Origin of the sequence: Burkholderia sp. WTPI3 (assembly GCF_021483755.1) — a bacterium.
GTDB lineage: Bacteria > Pseudomonadota > Gammaproteobacteria > Burkholderiales > Burkholderiaceae > Burkholderia.
In genome coordinates this window covers 1-17,844 of the sequence record NZ_JAGIXF010000072.1, presented here as the reverse complement: position 1 = coordinate 17,844, position 17,844 = coordinate 1, and the positions used below count along the sequence as shown (strand labels likewise).

18 protein-coding genes are annotated in these 17,844 nt (G+C 66.5%); 7 read left to right on the top strand and 11 right to left on the bottom strand.

Features of this window, described 5'->3' with window-relative positions:
• Nucleotides 1-117 precede the first annotated feature (117 nt).
• Both J7024_RS28570 and mctP read left to right on the top strand, forming a co-directional pair.
• Nucleotides 118-360 carry a DUF3311 domain-containing protein gene (locus J7024_RS28570; protein ID WP_096502081.1) on the top strand — a complete coding sequence of 81 codons (243 nt, stop codon included), beginning with the start codon at nucleotides 118-120 and terminating at the stop codon, nucleotides 358-360.
• Entirely contained in the window at nucleotides 357-1,907 is a 1,551-nt protein-coding gene (gene mctP / locus J7024_RS28565; RefSeq protein ID WP_124827642.1) for a monocarboxylate uptake permease MctP, read from the top strand. Before J7024_RS28570 ends, mctP begins: the two co-directional genes overlap by 4 nt.
• A 76-nt stretch (nucleotides 1,908-1,983) precedes the next feature.
• Here the strand turns inward: mctP and J7024_RS28560 are convergent, their stop codons facing one another.
• From J7024_RS28560 to J7024_RS28540, 5 genes are all read right to left on the bottom strand, one after another.
• Entirely contained in the window at nucleotides 1,984-2,439 is a 456-nt protein-coding gene (locus tag J7024_RS28560) for a VOC family protein (protein ID WP_124827641.1), read from the bottom strand.
• Nucleotides 2,440-2,687: 248 nt separating this feature from the next.
• Nucleotides 2,688-3,641 (bottom strand): transaldolase, encoded by a 954-nt coding sequence (gene tal / locus J7024_RS28555; RefSeq protein ID WP_124827640.1) that lies wholly within the window; start codon nucleotides 3,639-3,641, stop codon nucleotides 2,688-2,690.
• A 167-nt stretch (nucleotides 3,642-3,808) separates the two neighbouring features.
• Nucleotides 3,809-5,020, bottom strand: coding sequence for a benzoate/H(+) symporter BenE family transporter (locus J7024_RS28550; protein ID WP_124827639.1), 1,212 nt, complete (start codon nucleotides 5,018-5,020; stop codon nucleotides 3,809-3,811).
• Nucleotides 5,021-5,077: 57 nt separating this feature from the next.
• Nucleotides 5,078-6,253, bottom strand: a complete 1,176-nt coding sequence (locus J7024_RS28545; RefSeq protein WP_124827638.1) for a vWA domain-containing protein — start codon at nucleotides 6,251-6,253, stop codon at nucleotides 5,078-5,080.
• A 21-nt stretch (nucleotides 6,254-6,274) separates the two neighbouring features.
• Nucleotides 6,275-7,117 (bottom strand): AAA family ATPase, encoded by an 843-nt coding sequence (locus J7024_RS28540; protein ID WP_096502069.1) that lies wholly within the window; start codon nucleotides 7,115-7,117, stop codon nucleotides 6,275-6,277.
• A 244-nt stretch (nucleotides 7,118-7,361) separates the two neighbouring features.
• On the opposite strand from J7024_RS28540, the gene J7024_RS28535 reads away from it, so the two are divergent.
• Both J7024_RS28535 and J7024_RS28530 read left to right on the top strand, forming a co-directional pair.
• The gene (locus tag J7024_RS28535; protein WP_124827637.1) at nucleotides 7,362-7,721 is read left to right on the top strand and encodes a c-type cytochrome; all 360 of its coding nucleotides are present in this window, start codon (nucleotides 7,362-7,364) and stop codon (nucleotides 7,719-7,721) included.
• A gap of 40 nt (nucleotides 7,722-7,761) precedes the next feature.
• Nucleotides 7,762-8,118, top strand: a complete 357-nt coding sequence (locus J7024_RS28530) for a c-type cytochrome (RefSeq protein ID WP_124827636.1) — start codon at nucleotides 7,762-7,764, stop codon at nucleotides 8,116-8,118.
• Between the two features lie 101 nt (nucleotides 8,119-8,219).
• On the opposite strand, the gene J7024_RS28525 is transcribed toward J7024_RS28530, so the two are convergent.
• Nucleotides 8,220-8,687 (bottom strand): DUF1841 family protein, encoded by a 468-nt coding sequence (locus J7024_RS28525; RefSeq protein ID WP_390679620.1) that lies wholly within the window; start codon nucleotides 8,685-8,687, stop codon nucleotides 8,220-8,222.
• Nucleotides 8,688-8,829: 142 nt separating this feature from the next.
• Between J7024_RS28525 and J7024_RS28520 the strand changes: the two genes are divergently transcribed.
• Nucleotides 8,830-9,759: a DMT family transporter gene (locus J7024_RS28520; protein ID WP_124827634.1), complete on the top strand. Its 930-nt coding sequence runs from the start codon at nucleotides 8,830-8,832 to the stop codon at nucleotides 9,757-9,759.
• 64 nt (nucleotides 9,760-9,823) lie between these two features.
• On the opposite strand, the gene nth is transcribed toward J7024_RS28520, so the two are convergent.
• The gene (gene nth / locus J7024_RS28515; RefSeq protein WP_096502058.1) at nucleotides 9,824-10,468 is read right to left on the bottom strand and encodes an endonuclease III; all 645 of its coding nucleotides are present in this window, start codon (nucleotides 10,466-10,468) and stop codon (nucleotides 9,824-9,826) included.
• The gene (rsxB, locus tag J7024_RS28510; RefSeq protein ID WP_234745658.1) at nucleotides 10,465-11,424 is read right to left on the bottom strand and encodes an electron transport complex subunit RsxB; all 960 of its coding nucleotides are present in this window, start codon (nucleotides 11,422-11,424) and stop codon (nucleotides 10,465-10,467) included. The genes nth and rsxB overlap by 4 nt, the downstream gene beginning before the upstream one ends.
• Nucleotides 11,425-11,580: 156 nt before the next feature.
• Here rsxB and J7024_RS28505 point away from each other — a divergent pair, with 156 nt between their 5' ends.
• Nucleotides 11,581-12,213, top strand: coding sequence for a TetR family transcriptional regulator (locus tag J7024_RS28505; RefSeq protein WP_124827632.1), 633 nt, complete (start codon nucleotides 11,581-11,583; stop codon nucleotides 12,211-12,213).
• A 90-nt stretch (nucleotides 12,214-12,303) separates the two neighbouring features.
• Here the strand turns inward: J7024_RS28505 and J7024_RS28500 are convergent, their stop codons facing one another.
• Both J7024_RS28500 and J7024_RS28495 read right to left on the bottom strand, forming a co-directional pair.
• Nucleotides 12,304-13,803, bottom strand: coding sequence for a polyhydroxyalkanoate depolymerase (locus tag J7024_RS28500; RefSeq protein ID WP_124827631.1), 1,500 nt, complete (start codon nucleotides 13,801-13,803; stop codon nucleotides 12,304-12,306).
• 211 nt (nucleotides 13,804-14,014) lie between these two features.
• Nucleotides 14,015-15,844 (bottom strand): glycoside hydrolase family 15 protein, encoded by a 1,830-nt coding sequence (locus J7024_RS28495; RefSeq protein WP_124827629.1) that lies wholly within the window; start codon nucleotides 15,842-15,844, stop codon nucleotides 14,015-14,017.
• A 165-nt stretch (nucleotides 15,845-16,009) separates the two neighbouring features.
• Here J7024_RS28495 and J7024_RS28490 point away from each other — a divergent pair, with 165 nt between their 5' ends.
• Nucleotides 16,010-17,257 carry a lactonase family protein gene (locus J7024_RS28490; RefSeq protein WP_124827628.1) on the top strand — a complete coding sequence of 416 codons (1,248 nt, stop codon included), beginning with the start codon at nucleotides 16,010-16,012 and terminating at the stop codon, nucleotides 17,255-17,257.
• Between the two features lie 96 nt (nucleotides 17,258-17,353).
• On the opposite strand, the gene J7024_RS28485 is transcribed toward J7024_RS28490, so the two are convergent.
• Nucleotides 17,354-17,844, bottom strand: a 491-nt coding sequence (locus J7024_RS28485; RefSeq protein WP_327796271.1) for a DNA translocase FtsK, incomplete at its 5' end; no start/stop codon positions are given.

The following is a 17,844-nucleotide window of genomic DNA, read 5'->3' as shown; positions in this document are numbered from 1 at the left end:
CTCGCGGCTCCTATACTGGCGCGAAGCCAGGGGAGCCGCAGCTTACCCGTTTTGTCGCTCCTCTCGCCGCCGTACCCGCTCAACAAGATCGATAACCGGGAAAGATGAGGAGACGTCATGGCTCACGATGCCGACGCCAATCGGGCCGCCAAGCGCTGGCTCTGGCTGCTGGTGGTGCCGCTGATCGCGATGGTCTGGGTGCCGTCGTACAGCAAGATCGAACCGCAATGGTTGGGTTTTCCGTTCTTCTATTGGTACCAGTTGCTCTGGGTGTTCATTAGCGCGGTGATCACCGCGTTCGTGTATCACAAGACCAAGAACGCGTGGAAGGCGAACGGCACGCAAGGAGGTGCGCGATGAATCTCGGCGCTACCTTCGTATTCGTTCTCCTGTTCATCGGCGTCACGGTCCTCGGTTTTCTCGCCGCGAACTGGCGGCGCGGCGATCTCGCCCATCTCGACGAATGGGGCCTCGGCGGTCGCCGCTTCGGCACGATCGTCACATGGTTCCTGCTCGGAGGCGATCTCTACACGGCCTATACGTTCGTCGCGGTGCCCGCGCTCGTGTTCGGTGCCGGCGCGATGGGCTTCTTTGCACTGCCGTACACGATCCTGATCTACCCGTTCGCGTTCGTCGTGTTCCCGAAACTGTGGAGCATCGCCAAGCGTCACGGCTACGTGACGGCAGCCGATTTCGTCAACGCACGCTACGGCAGCCGGATGCTCGCGCTCGCGATCGCGGTGACGGGCATCGTCGCGACGATGCCGTACATCGCGCTGCAGCTCGTCGGCATCGAAGTGGTGATCGGTGCGCTCGGTTTCGACACGACCGGCTTCGTCGGCGACCTGCCGCTCATCATCGCATTCGCGATTCTTGCCGCGTACACGTACACGTCGGGGCTGCGCGCGCCGGCGATGATCGCGATTGTGAAGGACATCCTGATCTACATCACGATCGCCGCGGCGATCATCGTGATCCCCGCGAAGCTCGGTGGCTTCGGCCACATCTTCGCGGCGGTGCCGCCCGCGAAGCTGCTGCTCAAGGCGCCTGATGCGATGAGCCTGAACGGCTACAGCGCGTACGCGACCCTCGCGATCGGCTCGGCGCTCGCGCTGTTCCTGTATCCGCACTCGGTCACGGCGATCCTGTCGTCGTCGTCGGGCAACACGATCCGCCGCAACATGGCGATGCTGCCCGCGTATTCGTTCGTGCTCGGCCTGCTTGCGCTGCTCGGCTACATGGCGCTCGCATCCGGCGTGAAGGACATGCCTCAGTACGCGCCGTACTTCAAGGCGTTCGGCCCGAACTTCGCGGTGCCCGCGCTGTTCCTCAACTACTTCCCGTCGTGGTTCGTCGGCGTCGCGTTCGCGGCGATCGGCATCGGCGCGCTGGTGCCGGCGGCGATCATGTCGATCGCCGCCGCGAACCTGTACACGCGCAACATTCACCGCGAGTTCGTGAACCGCAACATGACGCACGAGCAGGAGACGCACGTCGCGAAGCTTGTGTCGCTGATCGTGAAGGTCGGCGCGGTCGCGTTCATCCTCGGGCTGCCGCTGACCTATGCGATTCAGCTGCAACTGCTCGGCGGGATCTGGATCATCCAGACGCTGCCGGCGATCGTGCTCGGCCTGTACACGCGCGTGCTCGACCATCGCGGCCTGCTGGTCGGCTGGGCCGCGGGCATCGTGTGCGGCACGTGGATGGCGATCTCGCTGAAGCTGGCCGGCTCGATCTTCACGATCCACCTGTTCGGCCTCGCGATTCCGGGCTACGCGGCGGTGTGGTCGCTGATCGTGAACCTGGTGGTGTCGGTGGTGGTGAGCGTGCTGGTGCGTGTGATGGGCATGGCGCATGCGGAGGACCGCACGCGGCCGGAGGATTATCTCGACGTCGTCGAGAGCTGATCGGCCCGCCTTCTGTTGCAGTTTCGACACGACGCCCGCGACGCAAGTCGCGGGCGTTTTGCTTGGTGCGCGGGTGTTACTGGCCCGCGCGCTTCGCGAGAGCGTCGCGTTGCGACAGGTCCTCGACGTTGACCATCCAGTGCACGCCGAAACGGTCCTTCGCCATCCCGAAGCCGAGCGCCCAGAACGTCTTGCCGAACGGCATCGTCACTTCGCCGCCGTCGGCGAGCGCATCGAACAGCTTCCGGCCTTCGTCGACCGTTGCCGGGTTCAGCGACAGCGAATAGCCCGCGTGCGCGCCACCGCTCGGCTGGCTGCAGTCGCCGTCCGAGCACATGATCATCGAGTCGCCGATCGTGAAGCTCGCATGCATCACCTTGTCGCCCATCTCCGGCGACATCGGGTAATCGGGGTTCGGCGGCGCATCCTTGAAGTGCATCTTGAACATCGTCTTCGCGCCGAGCGCCTTTTCGTAGAACTGAAGGGCTTCTTCCGCGCGGCCGTAGAACGTCAGATACGGTTGGACTTGCATCGTTGTCTCCTGTGGTCCGGGCAGGCACGTCGGCGCCGGCTCGGGTACATCCAAGATTGACCGGGAAGAGCGCACCGGGACGCGGCCGGCGCACTCGTGACGTGGATTGTAGTGCGCGCGCTTGACGGTGGAATGAAAAATAAAACGGCCGCGAACACAGGGTTCGCGGCCGTCGGCGATGCCTGCTGACGCCTGTTGTCAGTGCTGCTGACAGCTCAACTGACAGCGGCAGGCGCGGGCTGCACGATTCAGCGCAGCGCGTCGATCAGCTTCTCGAGCTTCACCGCGTCGGCGGCGAACACGCGAATACCTTCGGAAAGTTTTTCCGTCGCCATCGCTTCGTCGTTCAACTGGAAGCGGAACGATGCCTCGTCGATCGCGACGCGCTCGGTCGGCTTGTCGTGCAGCGCGTCCGGCGACAGCTTGCGCGTCACCGTGTCGGTGCTGTCCTGCAGTTTCTGCAGCAAATCGGGGCTGATCGTCAGCAGGTCGCAGCCCGCGAGCTCGGTGATCTGGCTCGTCGTGCGGAAGCTCGCGCCCATCACTTCGGTGTGGTAGCCGAACGTCTTGTAGTACGTGTAGATGCGACGTACCGACTGCACACCCGGATCGTTCGCGCCGCCGTTCTTCGCTTCATCCCAGTCGGCGCCGGCCTGCTTCTTGTACCAGTCGTAGATGCGGCCGACGAACGGCGAGATCAGCTGCGCGCCGGCTTCCGCGCACGCGGCGGCCTGCACCAGCGAGAAAAGCAGGGTCATGTTGCACTTGATCCCTTCCTTCTGCAGCACTTCTGCCGCGCGAATGCCTTCCCACGTCGACGCGAGCTTGATCAGGATGCGCTCGCGGCCGATGCCGGCGGCTTCGTACAGTTTGATGAGTTCGCGACCCTTGTCGATCGAGCGCTGCGTGTCGAACGACAGGCGCGCGTCGACCTCGGTCGACACGCGGCCCGGGATCAGCTTCAGGATCTCGGTGCCGAACGCGATCAGCAGGCGGTCGATGATGAAGTCGGTGCTTTCGTTGCGATGATCGCGGACGGTTTTCTCGAGGATCGGCTTGTACGCATCCTTCTGGACGGCCTTCAGGATCAGCGACGGGTTCGTGGTCGCGTCCTGCGGCTTGTACTGCGCAAGCTGCTGGAAATCGCCCGTGTCGGCGACGACGGTCGTGTACTGCTTCAGCTGGTCGAGTGCGGTAGTCATGGCGATTCGGGAGGAGGGCGCGGGGCGCCGGGGTTCTCACGGGCCGCGCGAGCGCGGCAGCGAAGCGAGGCGGCGCGGGCACCGCCTCCGAGCCATCATTTTAGGCCCGATTCGTGTCGTGCACGTTTTGGCCTGCCGCCGGTGCGGCAGGCCCCCGCTATACGGGGCTAGGCGGGACGCCGGGCGTTCAGGATCACCTGTGTGACGATCCCCGCGACGAGTCCCCAGAACGCCGAGCCGATCGACAGCAGCGTGAGGCCCGAAGCCGTGACCATGAACGTGACCAGCGCGGCTTCGCGCTGCTTCGCGTCCTGCATCGCGTTCGCGAGCCCGCTCATGATCGAGCCGAACAGCGCGAGCGCGGCGACCGATACGACGAGCGCCTTCGGCAGCGCGGCGAACAGCGCCGCGATCGTCGCGCCGAAGATCCCGGCGATCAGATAGAAGGTGCCGCACCACACGGCGGCCGTGTAGCGCTTCGCGTGATCTTCATGTGCTTCGGGGCCCGTGCAGATCGCGGCCGTGATCGCCGCGAGGTTCACGCCGTGCGAGCCGAAGGGCGCAAGCAGCAGCGATGCGAGGCCGGTGGTCGCGATCAGCGGCGATGAAGGCGTCTGATAGCCGTCCGCGCGCAGCACCGCGATGCCCGGCACGTTCTGCGACGCCATCGCGACGACGAACAGCGGAACGCCGATGCTGACGATCGACGCGATCGAGAAGGCGGGCATCGTGAACACGGGCTGCGCGAGCGCGATGTGGAAATGGCTGAAGTCGAGCAGGCCGAGGCCGCCGGCCACCGCGGTGCCGACGATCAGCGTCGTGACGATCGCGTAGCGCGGCGCGAGCCGCTTGACGATCAGGTACGTGAAGAACATCGCGAGCACGAGTGCCGTCTGGAACTGCGCGGCGCGGAAGATCTCGATGCCGATCTCGAACAGGATGCCCGCGAGCAAGGCGGCTGCGATGCCGGCCGGGATCCTCCGCATCAGCGTGTCGAACAGGCCGCTCACACCGACGGCCGTCAGCAGCAGCGCGCATACGACGAATGCGCCGATCGCCTCCGGGTAGGGCACGCCAGGCAGCGACGCGATCAGCAGCGCGGCGCCGGGCGTCGACCACGCGACGACCACCGGTGCGCGAAAGCGCAGCGACAGCCCGATCGTCGTCAGCGCCATGCCGATCGACAGCGCCCAGATCCACGACGAGATCTGCGCGTCGCTCAGGTGTGCGGCGCGGCCGGCCTGGAACATCAGCACGAGCGAGCTCGTGTAGCCCGTCATCATCGCGACGAAGCCGGCGACGAGCGCGGACACGGACGTATCGTTGAAAAAGCGGCGGCCGCCGGCGCGGCCAGCGCTCGCGGTGGGCGAGGGATTCATGCTATCTCCGGAGGGAGGCCGCTCGGACGCGGCCTTCGTGTCTGCAGGGCGGGTTCGTTATTTGCTGAGTGCGCGCATCGCGGTTTCGAGGCCCGCGAGCGTAAGCGGATACATGCGCTGGCCGAGCAGGTCGCGGATCACCGCGACCGATTGCCGGTATTCCCATAGCCGCTCGGGCTCGGGGTTCAGCCATGCATGATGGGGAAACTGGTCGGCGAGGCGCCGCAGCCACACGGCGCCGGCCTCCTGATTGTTGTATTCGACCGAGCCGCCGGGCTGCAGCACCTCGTACGGGCTCATCGTCGCGTCGCCGACGAAGATCAGCTTGTAGTCCGGCGTGAACTTGTGCAGCACGTCCCACGTCGCGGTGCGCTCCGAGTGACGGCGGCGGTTGTTCTTCCACAGATGGTCGTACACGCAGTTGTGGAAATAGTAGAACTCCAGGTGCTTGAACTCGGCCTTTGCGGCGGAGAACAGCTCCTCGGTGCGCTTGATGTGGTCGTCCATCGAGCCGCCGACGTCGAGCAGCATCAGCACCTTCACGTTGTTGTGCCGCTCGGGCACCATCTGCAGGTCGAGCCAGCCGGCATTCGCTGCCGTGCTGCGGATCGTGCCGGGCAGGTCGAGCTCTTCGGCAGCGCCTTCGCGCGCGAAGCGGCGCAGGCGCCGCAACGCGACCTTGATGTTGCGCGTGCCGATCTCGACCGAATCGTCATAGTCGCGAAATGCGCGGGCCTCCCACACCTTGACCGCGGTGCGGTTGCCGTTCGACGGGCCGCCGATGCGCATGCCTTCGGGGTTGTAGCCGCCGTGCCCGAACGGCGACGTGCCGCCGGTGCCGATCCACTTGTTGCCGCCTTCGTGGCGCTCCTTCTGCTCGTCGAGCAGCTCCTTCAGGCGCTCCATCAGCTTGTCGAGCCCGCCCATCGCGTCGATCTGCGCCTTTTCCTCCGGCGACAGCTCGCGCTCGAGGCGCTTCTCGAGCCAGTCGAGCGGAATGTCGAACGCTTCGGACGGCAGCGCGGACACGCCATGGAAATATGCGCCGAACGCCTGGTCGAACTTGTCGAAATACTGCTCGTCCTTGACGAGCGTCATCCGCGCGAGGAAGTAGAACGCGTCGATCGACGGCGAGATCAGCCCGGCCTTCAGCGATTCGAGCAGCGTCAGGTATTCCTTCACCGAGACGGGCAGCTTGGCTGCGCGCAGCGCGTAGAAGAAATTGAGCAGCATGGCCGGGCCTTCGCGGGTGGGTTACCGGTTGTGCCGGTTCATGTAGACGAGCCGCTCCAGCAGGCTCAGATCCTGCTCGTTCTTCAGCAGCGCGCCCGCGAGCGGCGGCACGATCTGCTTCGCGTCGGCGCCGCGCAGCGCGTCGGCCGGGATGTTCTCGGCGAGCAGCAGCTTGAGCCAGTCGAGCAGTTCGGACGTCGACGGTTTCTTCTTCAGCCCCGACACGCTGCGCAGTTCGAAGAAGCTTTCGAGCGCCGCACGCAGCAGTTCCTCGCGGATGTTCGGGAAGTGCACGCCGACGATTTTCTGCATCGTCGACGGATCGGGAAACTGGATGTAGTGGAAGAAGCAGCGGCGCAGGAACGCGTCCGGCAGCTCCTTCTCGTTGTTCGACGTGATGATCACGAGCGGGCGGTGCTTCGCGCGCACGGTCTCGCGCGTCTCGTACACGTGAAATTCCATCCGGTCGAGCTCGCGCAGCAGGTCGTTCGGGAATTCGATGTCGGCCTTGTCGATCTCGTCGATCAGCAGCACGCTGGGGTGCTCGGCGTCGAACGCCTGCCACAGCACGCCCTTCACGATGTAGTTCGCGATGTCCTTCACGCGCGCGTCGCCGAGTTGCGAATCGCGCAGCCGCGACACCGCGTCGTATTCGTACAGGCCCTGCTGCGCCTTCGTCGTCGACTTGATGTGCCACTGCAGCAGCGGCATGTCGAGCGCGGCGGCCACTTCCTCGGCGAGCATGGTCTTGCCGGTGCCGGGCTCGCCCTTGATGAGCAGCGGGCGTTGCAGCGTCAGCGCGGCGTTGACTGCGAGCTTGAGGTCGTCGGTGGCAACGTAGTGCGAGGATCCTTCGAAACGCATGGCGGCGCTCTTCTTAATCGCAAAAAAACCCAGTATAAGTCAGAAGGGCTGTCCGGTTCGGCCGGGCCCGCGTATCGTTGCGGGGCTGCGGCGGGGTGGACCGGGGCGCCATATGGACGCGTTCCCCGCCGACGCGGTACAATCTGGCCGTTTTTTTTGGCCTGCGTGGCGATCCGATAAGCAAAACGGCGCGGGCCGTTGCCGCTTCGGCGCCAGTTTCCCCTCAAGCTAGGTTACAAGAGCTATGAACAAATTCGTCGGCAAACACGTCGTTGTCGCAGCGCTCGTGGCGCTCGCGGGCAGCGCGCAGGCGGCCGGTGTGGTCGGCAACCCGAAGGACGGGGCGGGCAAGGCCGCCATGTGCATCGGTTGCCACGGCATCCAGGATTACCGCGCAGCCTATCCGGAGGTCTACCGGGTACCCGTCCTCGGCGGCCAGAACCAGCAATACCTCGAGAACGCGCTGAAGTCCTATCGCAAGAAGGATCGTCACTTCCCGTCGATGAACGCGATCGCCGGTTCGCTGACGGACCAGGACATCGCCGATCTGGCAGCCTACTACGCTGCCCAGAAGGCGGACTCGAAGGACAATCCCTACAAGTAAAGCGCGCGCCGCCAATCTCGCCGGCGGGACAGGAGCATTCATGAACAACGCATTCAAGACGGCGGCGGTTGCACTGGCGGCCGGCCTCGCGATCGGTACCGCGCATGCGGCGGACACGTCGAAGGGCAAGGATCTGGTTGAATCGCACAACTGCGCGGCCTGCCACGGCGCGCAACTGAACCAGCCGATCAACGCCGAATATCCGCGCCTCGCGGGCCAGCACGCCGACTACCTCGTGTGGGCGATGCGCCAGTACCAGATGGGCCTGACCAACCCGCTGCTCGGTCGCAACAACGCGATCATGCAGGCACAGGTCCAGAACCTGTCGGTCAGCGACATGAAGGACATCGCGGCCTACATCGAGTCGCTCAAGGGCGACCTCGTGTTCAAGAAGTAAGCGCGACGGGCCTCGCCGGCCCGCGCAGCAAGGATGCCCCGCCACGGCGGGGTATTTTTTTGTCCGCGTTGTTTGTCCGCAGTCAGGCACGGCAGCGGCACTCAGTCGCGCGATGCGCGACGCAGGATGCGTTGCAGGTACGCGTCCGTGTCGGGCGGCGTGCCGGTGCGCTGCGCTTCCCAGATTGTCTCGCCGAGGCATTCCATGATCACGTGCTGCGCTTCGTGAGTCGAGTCGAGCTTCGCGGCCAGCTTGTCGTGCGCGGCGCGGATGCCGGGCGGCTGGTCGATCGACAGCTGCTCGCTGATCGCGAGGTGCATCGACAGGTGCAGGAACGGGTTCGTGCGGCCTTCCTCGGGCGTGTAGTTGCGCGCGGCGGCGCCGTCGGCGTCCGCGAGGTCGGCGTGGTATTCGGGGTGCTCGACGATCCAGTCGGCCGCCATCGCTTCCAGCGGCGTCAGGATCTCGCCGGCGCGCTGCTTGCGCCAGGTTTCGGTGAAAAAGCGGCGGACTTCGTCGCGACTCGGATTGAACATGGTGGGGAAACGTCGTGATTCGGGCGGCGTCATGCCGCGTCGGGCATTGTACGCCGGGTCGGCGCGCGGTGCTGGCGGCGGCTGCGCCGCGCAATGGGTAAGCGCCGACTAGGCTGCCGGCCGCCGCGCCGCTACACTCCCACGACATCCGTCGTTGCGCTCGCGCCGTTTCCTCATGTCCGCTACCGCCCGCTCACCGTCCTCCGCGCTGCAAGGCGCGCTCTACGTCGCACTGTCCGCCGTCGCGTTCGGCGCGATGGCGATCTTCGGCCGCTATGCCTATGCGGCAGGCGTCGACGTGCTCGGCTTGCTGATCGTGCGCTTCGCGATCGGCGGCGCGGTGCTCGCCGCGATTGCCCGCCACCGCCGCGTCGCATGGCCGCGCGGCCGCGCGCTCGTGCCGCTCGTCGCGATGGGGGCGCTCGGCTACGTCGGACAGTCGTTCTGCTACTTCAGCGCGCTCCAGCATGCGCAGGCGAGCCTCGTCGCGCTGCTGCTGTACCTGTATCCGGCCTTCGTCACGCTGCTGGCCGCGTGGTGGCTCGGCGAGCGGCTCACGCGCGCGAAGGCCGTCGCGCTCGTGCTCTGCGTCGCGGGTTCCGCGCTGATGGTCGGCGGCGGTCACGGCGAGCCGCTCGGCATCGCGCTCGCGCTGGCGGCCGCGGTGATCTATTCGCTGTACATCGTCGGCGGCACGAAGGCGACGCGCGGCGTCGATCCGCTCGCGACCACCGCGATCATCTGCCTGTCGGCGACCGCCACGCTCCTCGCGATCGCGCTCGTGCGGACCACGATGTTAGGCGCGCCGCCGCGCTGGCCGGTGACGGCCGGTGGCTGGGCGGCGATGCTCGCGATCGCGCTGGTGTCGACGGTCGCGGCGATGCTCGCGTTCTTCGCCGGGCTCGAGCGGCTGGGCGCGGCCCGCACGTCGATGCTGTCGACGCTCGAGCCGGTCGTGACGGTCGCGCTCGCGGCACTCCTGTTCGGCGAAGCGCTGTCGCCGCTGCAGTGGGCGGGCGGCGTCGCGATTCTCGCGGCGGTGCTGGCGCTCGTGCGCGCGGGCGGTGCGGCAGCCGACGACGCGACCGCGACATCGAACGCATAGCGGGAAAAGGAAAAGGGAAGGGCAACACCGCAGGCGCCGCTGCGGCGCGTCAGCCTGCCGGCGGTCACTCGTTCGGCGGCGGCGTCTTCGGCCTGAATTCGCACAGCGGCTCGATTGCGCAATGCCAGCATTCAGGCTTGCGTGCCTTGCACACATAGCGGCCGTGCAGGATCAGCCAGTGATGCGCGTCCTGCAGGAATTCTTTCGGCGTGAACTTCTCCAGCGCGGTCTCGACGGCCTTCACGTCCTTGCCCGGGGCGAGCCCCGTGCGGTTCGCGACGCGGAAGATGTGCGTGTCGACCGCGATCGTCGGATGACCGAACGCGGTGTTCAGCACGACGTTCGCGGTCTTGCGGCCGACGCCCGGCAGGCTTTCGAGCGCTTCGCGATCGGCCGGCACCTCGCCGTCGTAGCGCTCGAGCAGGATCCGGCACGTCGCTACGACGTTCTTCGCCTTGGTCCGGTACAGGCCGATCGTCTTGATGTAGTCGGTGACGCCTTCTTCACCGAGCGCGACGATTTGTCGCGGAGTGTTCGCAACCGGAAACATCTTCCGCATCGCCTTGTTGACCGACACGTCGGTCGCCTGGGCGGACAGCATCACCGCGATCAGCAACTCGAACGGCGTCGTGTATTCGAGCTCGGTTGTCGGATGCGGATTGAGGCTTTGCAGCGTTTCGTAGATCGCGCGTCGTTTGCTGGCGTTCATGGCGTGTCGTGGTCGGGCGGCGTGGATGTGCCGCTCTGGTCGTCGCGGCCTTCGGCGTCGCGCCGCGCCTGCTGCTCGGCGAGTCGCTTGCGGCGCGCTTCGGCCGCATCGATCTGGGCCTGCACGGCCGTGCTCACGCCTTCGGTGTTTTTCGGCCCGGCGCCTTGCGCGGACAGCTCTTCCTTCTTCTTGCGTGCGCGTTCGAGCGCGGCGGCGATGATCGCGCGTTTCTTTGCGTCGGCGTCGTCGGCCGGGGCGGCGCTCGGCGCGGTCGGCTGCGTGTCGGGCTGTCCGGCATCCGGCGCGGGCTTCGCCGCGCGACGTGCGGCGGCGCGCGCTTCGGCGGCCTCGCGGTCGCGGCGCTGGCGCGCGAGCCGGCGGTCGTGGCGTTCGCGTGCGGCGTCCGCCTGCGCCTGCGACCACGCATCCCACCCGGTGCGATCGCCGGTCACGGGCACCATCGCGATGCAGTCGACCGGGCACGGCGGCACGCACAGGTCGCAGCCGGTACACAGCGACTCGACGATCGTGTGCATTTGCTTCGGTGCACCGACGATCGCGTCGACCGGGCACGCCTGCATGCACAGCGTGCAGCCGATGCACAGGCTCTCGTCGATGAAGGCGACTGCGCGGGGATGTTCGCAGCCGTTGACGGGGTTCAGCGGGATCACGGGCTTGCCGAGCAGGCTGGCGAGGCGTGCAATGCCTTCGGCGCCGCCGGGCGGGCACTGGTTGTAGTTCGCGTCGCCGGCGGCGATGGCGTCGGCGTACGGACGACAACCGTTATAGCCGCACTTCGTGCATTGCGTCTGGGGAAGCAGATCTTCGATGCGATCCGCGAGGGTCTTGGAATCGGTCACGGTGACAACGGGCGCTGCGGCGCCGACTGGCTTTCGGCCGCGTCTGGCGCGGCCGGAAAGGTTTGCCAAAGCTCGATTATCGCCGATTTCCCGCATTGCGCTGGACGCCGTCTGTGCGCATAATCAAACCGCTTTTTTGCAGGGGCTCAGCAGGAGGGCGGCCGCATGCGGCGCGCCCGTTCCACGGCAGTCGGCGCCAAGGCGGTGGGGGTGCCGGTCCGGATCACGCGGCTCACATAGCAAAACGCCACCATGAATCAGCCAAAAATCAAAAGAGATCCTGAAGGTACGCGCCGCCGCATTCTGATGGCGGCAGCCGAAGAGTTCGCGAGTGGGGGGCTGTTCGGCGCGCGCGTCGACCAGATCGCCCGCCGGGCCGAAACCAACGAGCGGATGCTCTATTACTACTTCGGCAGCAAGGAGCAGCTGTTTACGGCCGTGCTCGAACACGCGTTCTCCGCACTGACCGAGGCCGAGCGCGTGCTCGATCTCGATGGCGTTGCGCCCGTCGAAGCCGTCACGCGGCTCGCGCATTTCGTGTGGGATTACTACCGCGATCATCCGGAGTTGCTGAGGCTCATCAACAACGAGAATCTGCACGAAGCGCGCTACCTGCACAAGTCGACGCGGATCCGCGAAATGATGTCGCCGATCGTCGCGAAGCTGGGCAACGTGCTGATGCGCGGCCAGAAGGCCGGGCTGTTTCGCAGCGACGTCGATCCGCTGCGCTTCTACGTGACGCTGTCGGGGCTCGGCTACTACATCGTGTCGAACCGCTTCACGCTCGCCGCGACGCTCGGCCGCGACTTCAGCGAGGCCGACGAGCGCTCGGAGATGGTCAGGATGAACACCGAGGTACTGCTCGCTTATCTGCTGCGGCGCTGAGCCGCCGAACTGCACCAACTGCGATCGCTGAATGAAAAAACGCCGCCGTGCGTAAGCAACGGCGGTGTTTTTTTGTCCGAACGCGGTGCGTCAGGCGGCCTTGCGTGCGCGAGCCGGTTTGGCGCGCGTGCTGCCTGCGCGTTTCGCAGCGGGTGCGGTCTTCGCGGCTGCCGTCCTGGCGGGGGCGACCGTCGCGGCCGGTGCCTTCGCGCGCGTGCGCTTCGCAGCGGTGACGGTGGCGGTGGCGCGCGTTGCCGTTTCTGCCTGCGGCTGGCTGATCGGCAGCGTGGCGACGGGGGCTGCTACCGGTGCGTCGGCGGGCGCCTTCGTCGCGCCGTTCTTCGGTTCCGGTGCATGCTCGCGGATGAAGTCGCGCAGTTGCGGATAGATGATCGTGCGCCAGCGGCGACCTGAGAAGATCCCGTAGTGGCCGCACTTCTCGGCGGTCAGGCTGCGGCGGTCGTCTTGCGGAATGCCCGTGCACAGCTCGTGCGCGACGTGTGTCTGGCCGCTGCCCGAGATGTCGTCGAGTTCGCCTTCGATCGTCATCAGTGCGGTGTGCTTGATGTCCTGCGGACGCACGCGCTCGCCTTCGACGTCCCACGTGCCTTCCGCAAGCAGGAATTCCTGGAACACGACGCGGATCGTCTCGAGGTAATACTCGGCGGCCATGTCGAGCACCGCGTTGTATTCGTCGTAGAAGCGGCGGTGCGCTTCGGCGTCGTCCTCGTCGCCGCGCAGCAGGCTCTGGTAGAAATCCCAGTGCGATTGTGCGTGCCGCTCCGGGTTCATCGCGACGAAGCCCGTGTGCTGCAGGAAGCCCGGATACACCTGACGGCCTTCGCCCGGATAATTCGCGGGCACCGTATGGATCACGTTGTTCTCGAACCACGCGGTCGAGTGTTGTGTCGCAAGCGAATTCACCGACGTCGGGCTGCGGCGCGCGTCGATCGGGCCGCCCATCATCGTCATCGTGAGCGGCGTGTCCTCGCCGCGGCTCGCCATCAGCGAGATCGCCGCGAGCACCGGCACCGTCGGCTGGCACACCGAGATCACGTGCAGGTTGCGCGCGCCGATGTGACGGATGAACTCCTGGATATACGCGATGTAGTCGTGCAGGTGGAACGGGCCTGTCTCGACCGGCACCATCCGCGCATCGATCCAGTCGGTGATGTACACCTTGTGATCCTGCAGCAGCGTGCGCACGGTGTCGCGCAGCAGCGTCGAGTGGTGGCCCGACAGCGGCGCGCAGACCAGCACGACCGGCTCGTCCTTCAGTTGCGTGACGGCGTCGGCGTCGTCCGAATAGCGTTTGAAACGCAGCAGGCGGCAGAACGGCTTCTCGACGATCGTCTGCTCGACGATCGGGATGTTGTGGCCGTCCTTGACGATCTGGTGAATGTTGAATTCGGGCTTCTCGTAGTCCTTGCCGAGCCGGTATATCAGCTCGTACGCGGCGGCCATGCGCGGCGCGCCGGGCATCAGCGAGAACGGGCTGGACGGGTTGGCGAACGACTTGGAGGCAGCCTGGGCCCAGGCCGTGAGCGGACTCAGCATGGCCCGCTGGAATTCGTGCAGTTGGTAAAGCATGCAGACTACTCCCGCGTGGGGGGACGGTGCGCAGGGCGGCTTGGGGTGTCGCCGCGTGCCGTGTGGGTCAGCGGCCGGCCATGTTGCACTGCGGCCGGACAATCGCGTCGATCATATCGGACAACGATCGGTGTTGCAATGCAACATTTCCCCGATTTTTCATCAAAGTTTTGCGAATTGACGTTCTCTGACGAAGCTGTCCTGGCGCCGCTCAGCGCCCCGTCGCCACGGCCGGCACGGGCTGGCCGGCCGCGCGGGCCATTGCCTCTTCGTGGTGCATCAGGTTCATCGCGGTATGCACGAGCGCGACGTGCGAGAACGCCTGCGGGAAATTGCCGACGAGCCGCCCGCCGACCGGGTCGTACTCCTCGGCGAGCAGCCCGAGGTCGTTCGACAGCGCGAGCAGCCGGCTGAACAGCCGGTGAGCGTCGTCGATCCGGCCGAGCAGCGCGTAGTTGTCGACCAGCCAGAAGCTGCACGCGAGAAACGTGCCTTCGCCGGGGGGCAGGCCGTCGTCGTACTCGGTGGTGCGGTAGCGCATCACCAGCCCGTCGTGCAGCAATTCCCGCTCGATCGCCGCCACCGTGCCGACGATGCGCGGGTCTTCCGGCGGCAGGAAGCCGAGCAGCGGCATCATCAGCACGCTCGCGTCGAGCTCGTCGCTGCCGTAGCTCTGTGCAAACGCCTGTTTGCCTTCGTGCCATGCGTTGTCGCATACGTCCGCGTGGATGCGGTCGCGCAGCGCGCGCCAGCGGTCGAGCGACGCGGGCAGGCGGAACATCTCGGCCGACTTGATCGCGCGGTCGAACGCGACCCACGCCATCACCTTCGAGAACGTGAAATGACGGCGGCCGCCGCGCGTTTCCCAGATGCCCTCGTCGGGTTCCTGCCAGATCTTCTCGAGATGGTCGAGCAGCGAGCACTGCACGGACCACACGGTGTCGTCGGCCTGCAGACCGCCTACGCGCGCGAGGTGCAGCGCGGCCATCACTTCGCCGAACACGTCGAGCTGGAGCTGGTTCGCCGCGCCGTTGCCCACGCGCACCGGCTTCGAATCCTGATATCCGGGCAGCCAGTCGAGCTCCATTTCCGGCAGCCGGCGCTCGCCCGCGATCCCGTACATGATCTGGATCTGCTCGGGCGAGCCGGCCATCACGCGGCCGAGCCAGGTGCGCCACGCGCGCGCCTCGTCGTAGTAGCCGCCGCGCATCAGCGCGAGCAGCGTGATCGTCGCATCGCGCAGCCAGCAATAGCGGTAGTCCCAGTTCCGGTTGCCGCCGATCTTCTCGGGCAAGGACGTGGTGGGCGCGGCGACGATGCCGCCGGTCGGCTCGTATGCGAGCGCCTTCAACGTGATCAGCGAGCGGCGCACGGCGGCCGCATAGCGGCCTTGCACCTGGCAGCGCCCCGACCATTCGAGCCAGTAGTTCTCGGTGCGGGCGAGCATCGACAGCGGATCGCGCGCGGGCGGCAGCCGCAGGTGCGACGCCGCATAGCCAAGCGAGAACGGGATGCGCTCGTCGGCGCTCACCGTGAATTCGGCGAGCGTGTGAAGGTTCTTGCCGGTGAGGGCCACCGGCGTGCGCAGCACGACCGTATCGGGACCGGCGATTGCCTTCATCCCGCTCTCGCGGGACAACTGCGTGACCCACGGGATCGAGAAACCGTAGTCGAAGCGCAACACCAGTTCCATGCGCATCTTCATCGTGCCGTGGCGGCCGACGACGATCCGCACGAGTTCCGACCAGCCGTTGCCGGGCGGCATGAAGTCGATCACGGTGACGGCGCCGTCGGCGCTCTCGTAGTCGGTTTCGAGAATCAGCGTGTCGCCGCGATAGCGGCGTGTCGTGTGCGTGATCGCGGCGTCGGCGGCCGGCGCGAGCAGCCAGCGGCCATGCTCGGGGGTGCCGACCAGCGCCGCGAAACAGGCGCCCGAATCGAAGCGGGGCCAGCACAGCCAGTCGACGGAGCCGTCTTTCGAAATCAGCGCGGCGGTGTGGCCGTCGCCGACGAGGGCGTAGTCTTCGATCAGGGCGGGCATGGGCAAGCGGTCCTTGGATATTCGAGTTCACAATGCAGGCTGCGGCGCCCGCGCTTCACGTGCCGGCGTCGCGCCCCGTATACTCGGCCGGGCGGCGGAGCGCATGGTCGGCCGGCGTTTCGTCCTATCTCAACACTTGAAGCGACTCGATGCAAGGAGGATTCAATGCCCAACCGTTTACGCGAGCATGACGCACGCGCTTCGACACGAGGGTTCCCGCTTAGGCTCGCTCACTGGATGAAAGGTTTCGCGATCGTGCTCTCCCTGTCCGCGACCCACGCCTTTGCGCAGCAATCGCCGGCACCGGCCGACGGCGTCTACAACCTGCTGGTCGGCACCTATACGGGCCACGGCAGCGACGGAATCTACGTCTATCACTTCGATACCAAAACGGGCAGCGTCGCGCCCGTGTCGTCGGCGAAGACCGTGAATCCGTCCTATCTGTTGCCGAGCCGCGACGGTCGCACCGTCTACGCGGTCAACGAGTTGCCCGGCGACAACGGACCGGCCACCGAGCGCGGCGGCGTCAGCGCGTTCAATTTCGATGCGAAGACGGGCGCGCTCACGTTCATCGACCGCGTGTCGTCGGAAGGGAACGATCCTTGCTACCTGGCACTGTCGCCGGACGGCAAGTACCTCGTCACGGCCAACTACTCGGTCGCGGCGGATCCGGGCGGCAGCTTCGCGGTGTTCCCGATCCGCGACGGCGGCGCGGTGGGTCAGGCCGTGCTGACGGTGCATCATGAAGGCACCGGGCCCGTGAAGGGGCGCCAGGACGGCGCGCACGTGCATTCGACCGTGTTCTCGCCGGATGGCCATTACCTGTTCGTGCAGGATCTCGGCACGGACAAGATCTACGGCTATCGCTACACGGTGGACGGCAGCCGCGGGCTGATCAGCCCGACCGATACGCGCTACACGCCCGTGAAGGCCGGCTCCGGCCCGCGTCACATGGTGTTCAGCGCCGACGGCCGGTTCGCGTACGTGACGAGCGAGCTCAGCGCGTCGGTCGAGGTATTCGGCTACCACGACGGCAAGCTGACGCCGGTCGAGATCCTGCCGATGACGGCGCCCGGCTTCAAGGGCAAGGTCGGCGGCGGCGCGATCCACCTGTCGCCGGACGGCCGCTTCCTGTACGTGAGCAATCGCGGCGACGTCAACGACATCGTGATCTACGCGGTGAACAAGGCCGATGGCCGGTTGAAGACGGTCAGCCGCCAGTCGAGCCTCGGCAAGACGCCGCGCGAGTTCCTGATCGACCCGACCGGCAAATGGCTGATCGTCGGCAACCAGGACAGCGACACGTTCTACGTGTTCAGCCGCGATGTCGAAACCGGACAGCTCGGCCCGAATCCGCGGAAGGTCGCGGTCGGCAGCCCGGTCGATTTCAAGCTGGTGCCGGTGGCGCAATAGATGTAAAAAAGGCGCCGCGGATGCAGCGCCCTTCGCATGTCGGGCGGCCGCTTGCGCGGCTCGCCCGTCCTGGCGGCGGCCGGACGGTCGCCGCACTCAGTCGGCCGCGGCCGGCACGAGTACCTCGCGGCTGCCGTTGATGCCCATCGGCGACACGAGTCCGGCTGCTTCCATCTGCTCGACGAGACGCGCGGCGCGGTTGTAGCCGATGCGCAACTGCCGCTGCACCGACGAGATCGATGCGCGCCGCGTGCGCACGACAAACGCGACGGCTTCGTCGTACAGCGGATCGGCTTCCGCATCAGGCGCTTCGCCGAACAGGTCCTGCGCCGCGCCATCGGTGGCCGGGCCGTCCAGGATCCCTTCTTCGTACTGCGGCTCGCCGAACTGCTTCAGGTATTCGACGACCCGGTGCACTTCCTCGTCGGCGACGAACGCGCCGTGCACCCGCTGCGGATAGCCGGTGCCCGGCGGCAGGAACAGCATGTCGCCCTGGCCGAGCAGCGATTCGGCGCCCATCTGGTCGAGAATCGTGCGCGAATCGATCTTCGACGACACCTGGAACGCGACGCGCGTCGGGATGTTCG

Excerpts from the sequence above, each read along its gene's own strand:
- tal (WP_124827640.1), bottom strand. The coding sequence starts at position 3,641 with ATGACTACCGCACTCGACCAGCTGAAGCAGTACACGACCGTCGTCGCC.
- J7024_RS28560 (WP_124827641.1), bottom strand. The coding sequence starts at position 2,439 with ATGCAAGTCCAACCGTATCTGACGTTCTACGGCCGCGCGGAAGAAGCC.
- J7024_RS28525 (WP_390679620.1), bottom strand. The coding sequence starts at position 8,687 with ATGACGCCGCCCGAATCACGACGTTTCCCCACCATGTTCAATCCGAGT.
- J7024_RS28500 (WP_124827631.1), bottom strand. The coding sequence starts at position 13,803 with ATGCTTTACCAACTGCACGAATTCCAGCGGGCCATGCTGAGTCCGCTC.
- rsxB (WP_234745658.1), bottom strand. The coding sequence starts at position 11,424 with ATGCGGGAAATCGGCGATAATCGAGCTTTGGCAAACCTTTCCGGCCGC.
- J7024_RS28570 (WP_096502081.1), top strand. The coding sequence starts at position 118 with ATGGCTCACGATGCCGACGCCAATCGGGCCGCCAAGCGCTGGCTCTGG.
- J7024_RS28545 (WP_124827638.1), bottom strand. The coding sequence starts at position 6,253 with ATGCTGCTCAATTTCTTCTACGCGCTGCGCGCAGCCAAGCTGCCCGTC.
- J7024_RS28535 (WP_124827637.1), top strand. The coding sequence starts at position 7,362 with ATGAACAAATTCGTCGGCAAACACGTCGTTGTCGCAGCGCTCGTGGCG.
- mctP (WP_124827642.1), top strand. The coding sequence starts at position 357 with ATGAATCTCGGCGCTACCTTCGTATTCGTTCTCCTGTTCATCGGCGTC.
- J7024_RS28495 (WP_124827629.1), bottom strand. The coding sequence starts at position 15,844 with ATGCCCGCCCTGATCGAAGACTACGCCCTCGTCGGCGACGGCCACACC.
- J7024_RS28505 (WP_124827632.1), top strand. The coding sequence starts at position 11,581 with ATGAATCAGCCAAAAATCAAAAGAGATCCTGAAGGTACGCGCCGCCGC.
- nth (WP_096502058.1), bottom strand. The coding sequence starts at position 10,468 with ATGAACGCCAGCAAACGACGCGCGATCTACGAAACGCTGCAAAGCCTC.
- J7024_RS28550 (WP_124827639.1), bottom strand. The coding sequence starts at position 5,020 with ATGAATCCCTCGCCCACCGCGAGCGCTGGCCGCGCCGGCGGCCGCCGC.
- J7024_RS28520 (WP_124827634.1), top strand. The coding sequence starts at position 8,830 with ATGTCCGCTACCGCCCGCTCACCGTCCTCCGCGCTGCAAGGCGCGCTC.
- J7024_RS28530 (WP_124827636.1), top strand. The coding sequence starts at position 7,762 with ATGAACAACGCATTCAAGACGGCGGCGGTTGCACTGGCGGCCGGCCTC.
- J7024_RS28540 (WP_096502069.1), bottom strand. The coding sequence starts at position 7,117 with ATGCGTTTCGAAGGATCCTCGCACTACGTTGCCACCGACGACCTCAAG.
- J7024_RS28490 (WP_124827628.1), top strand. The coding sequence starts at position 16,010 with ATGCCCAACCGTTTACGCGAGCATGACGCACGCGCTTCGACACGAGGG.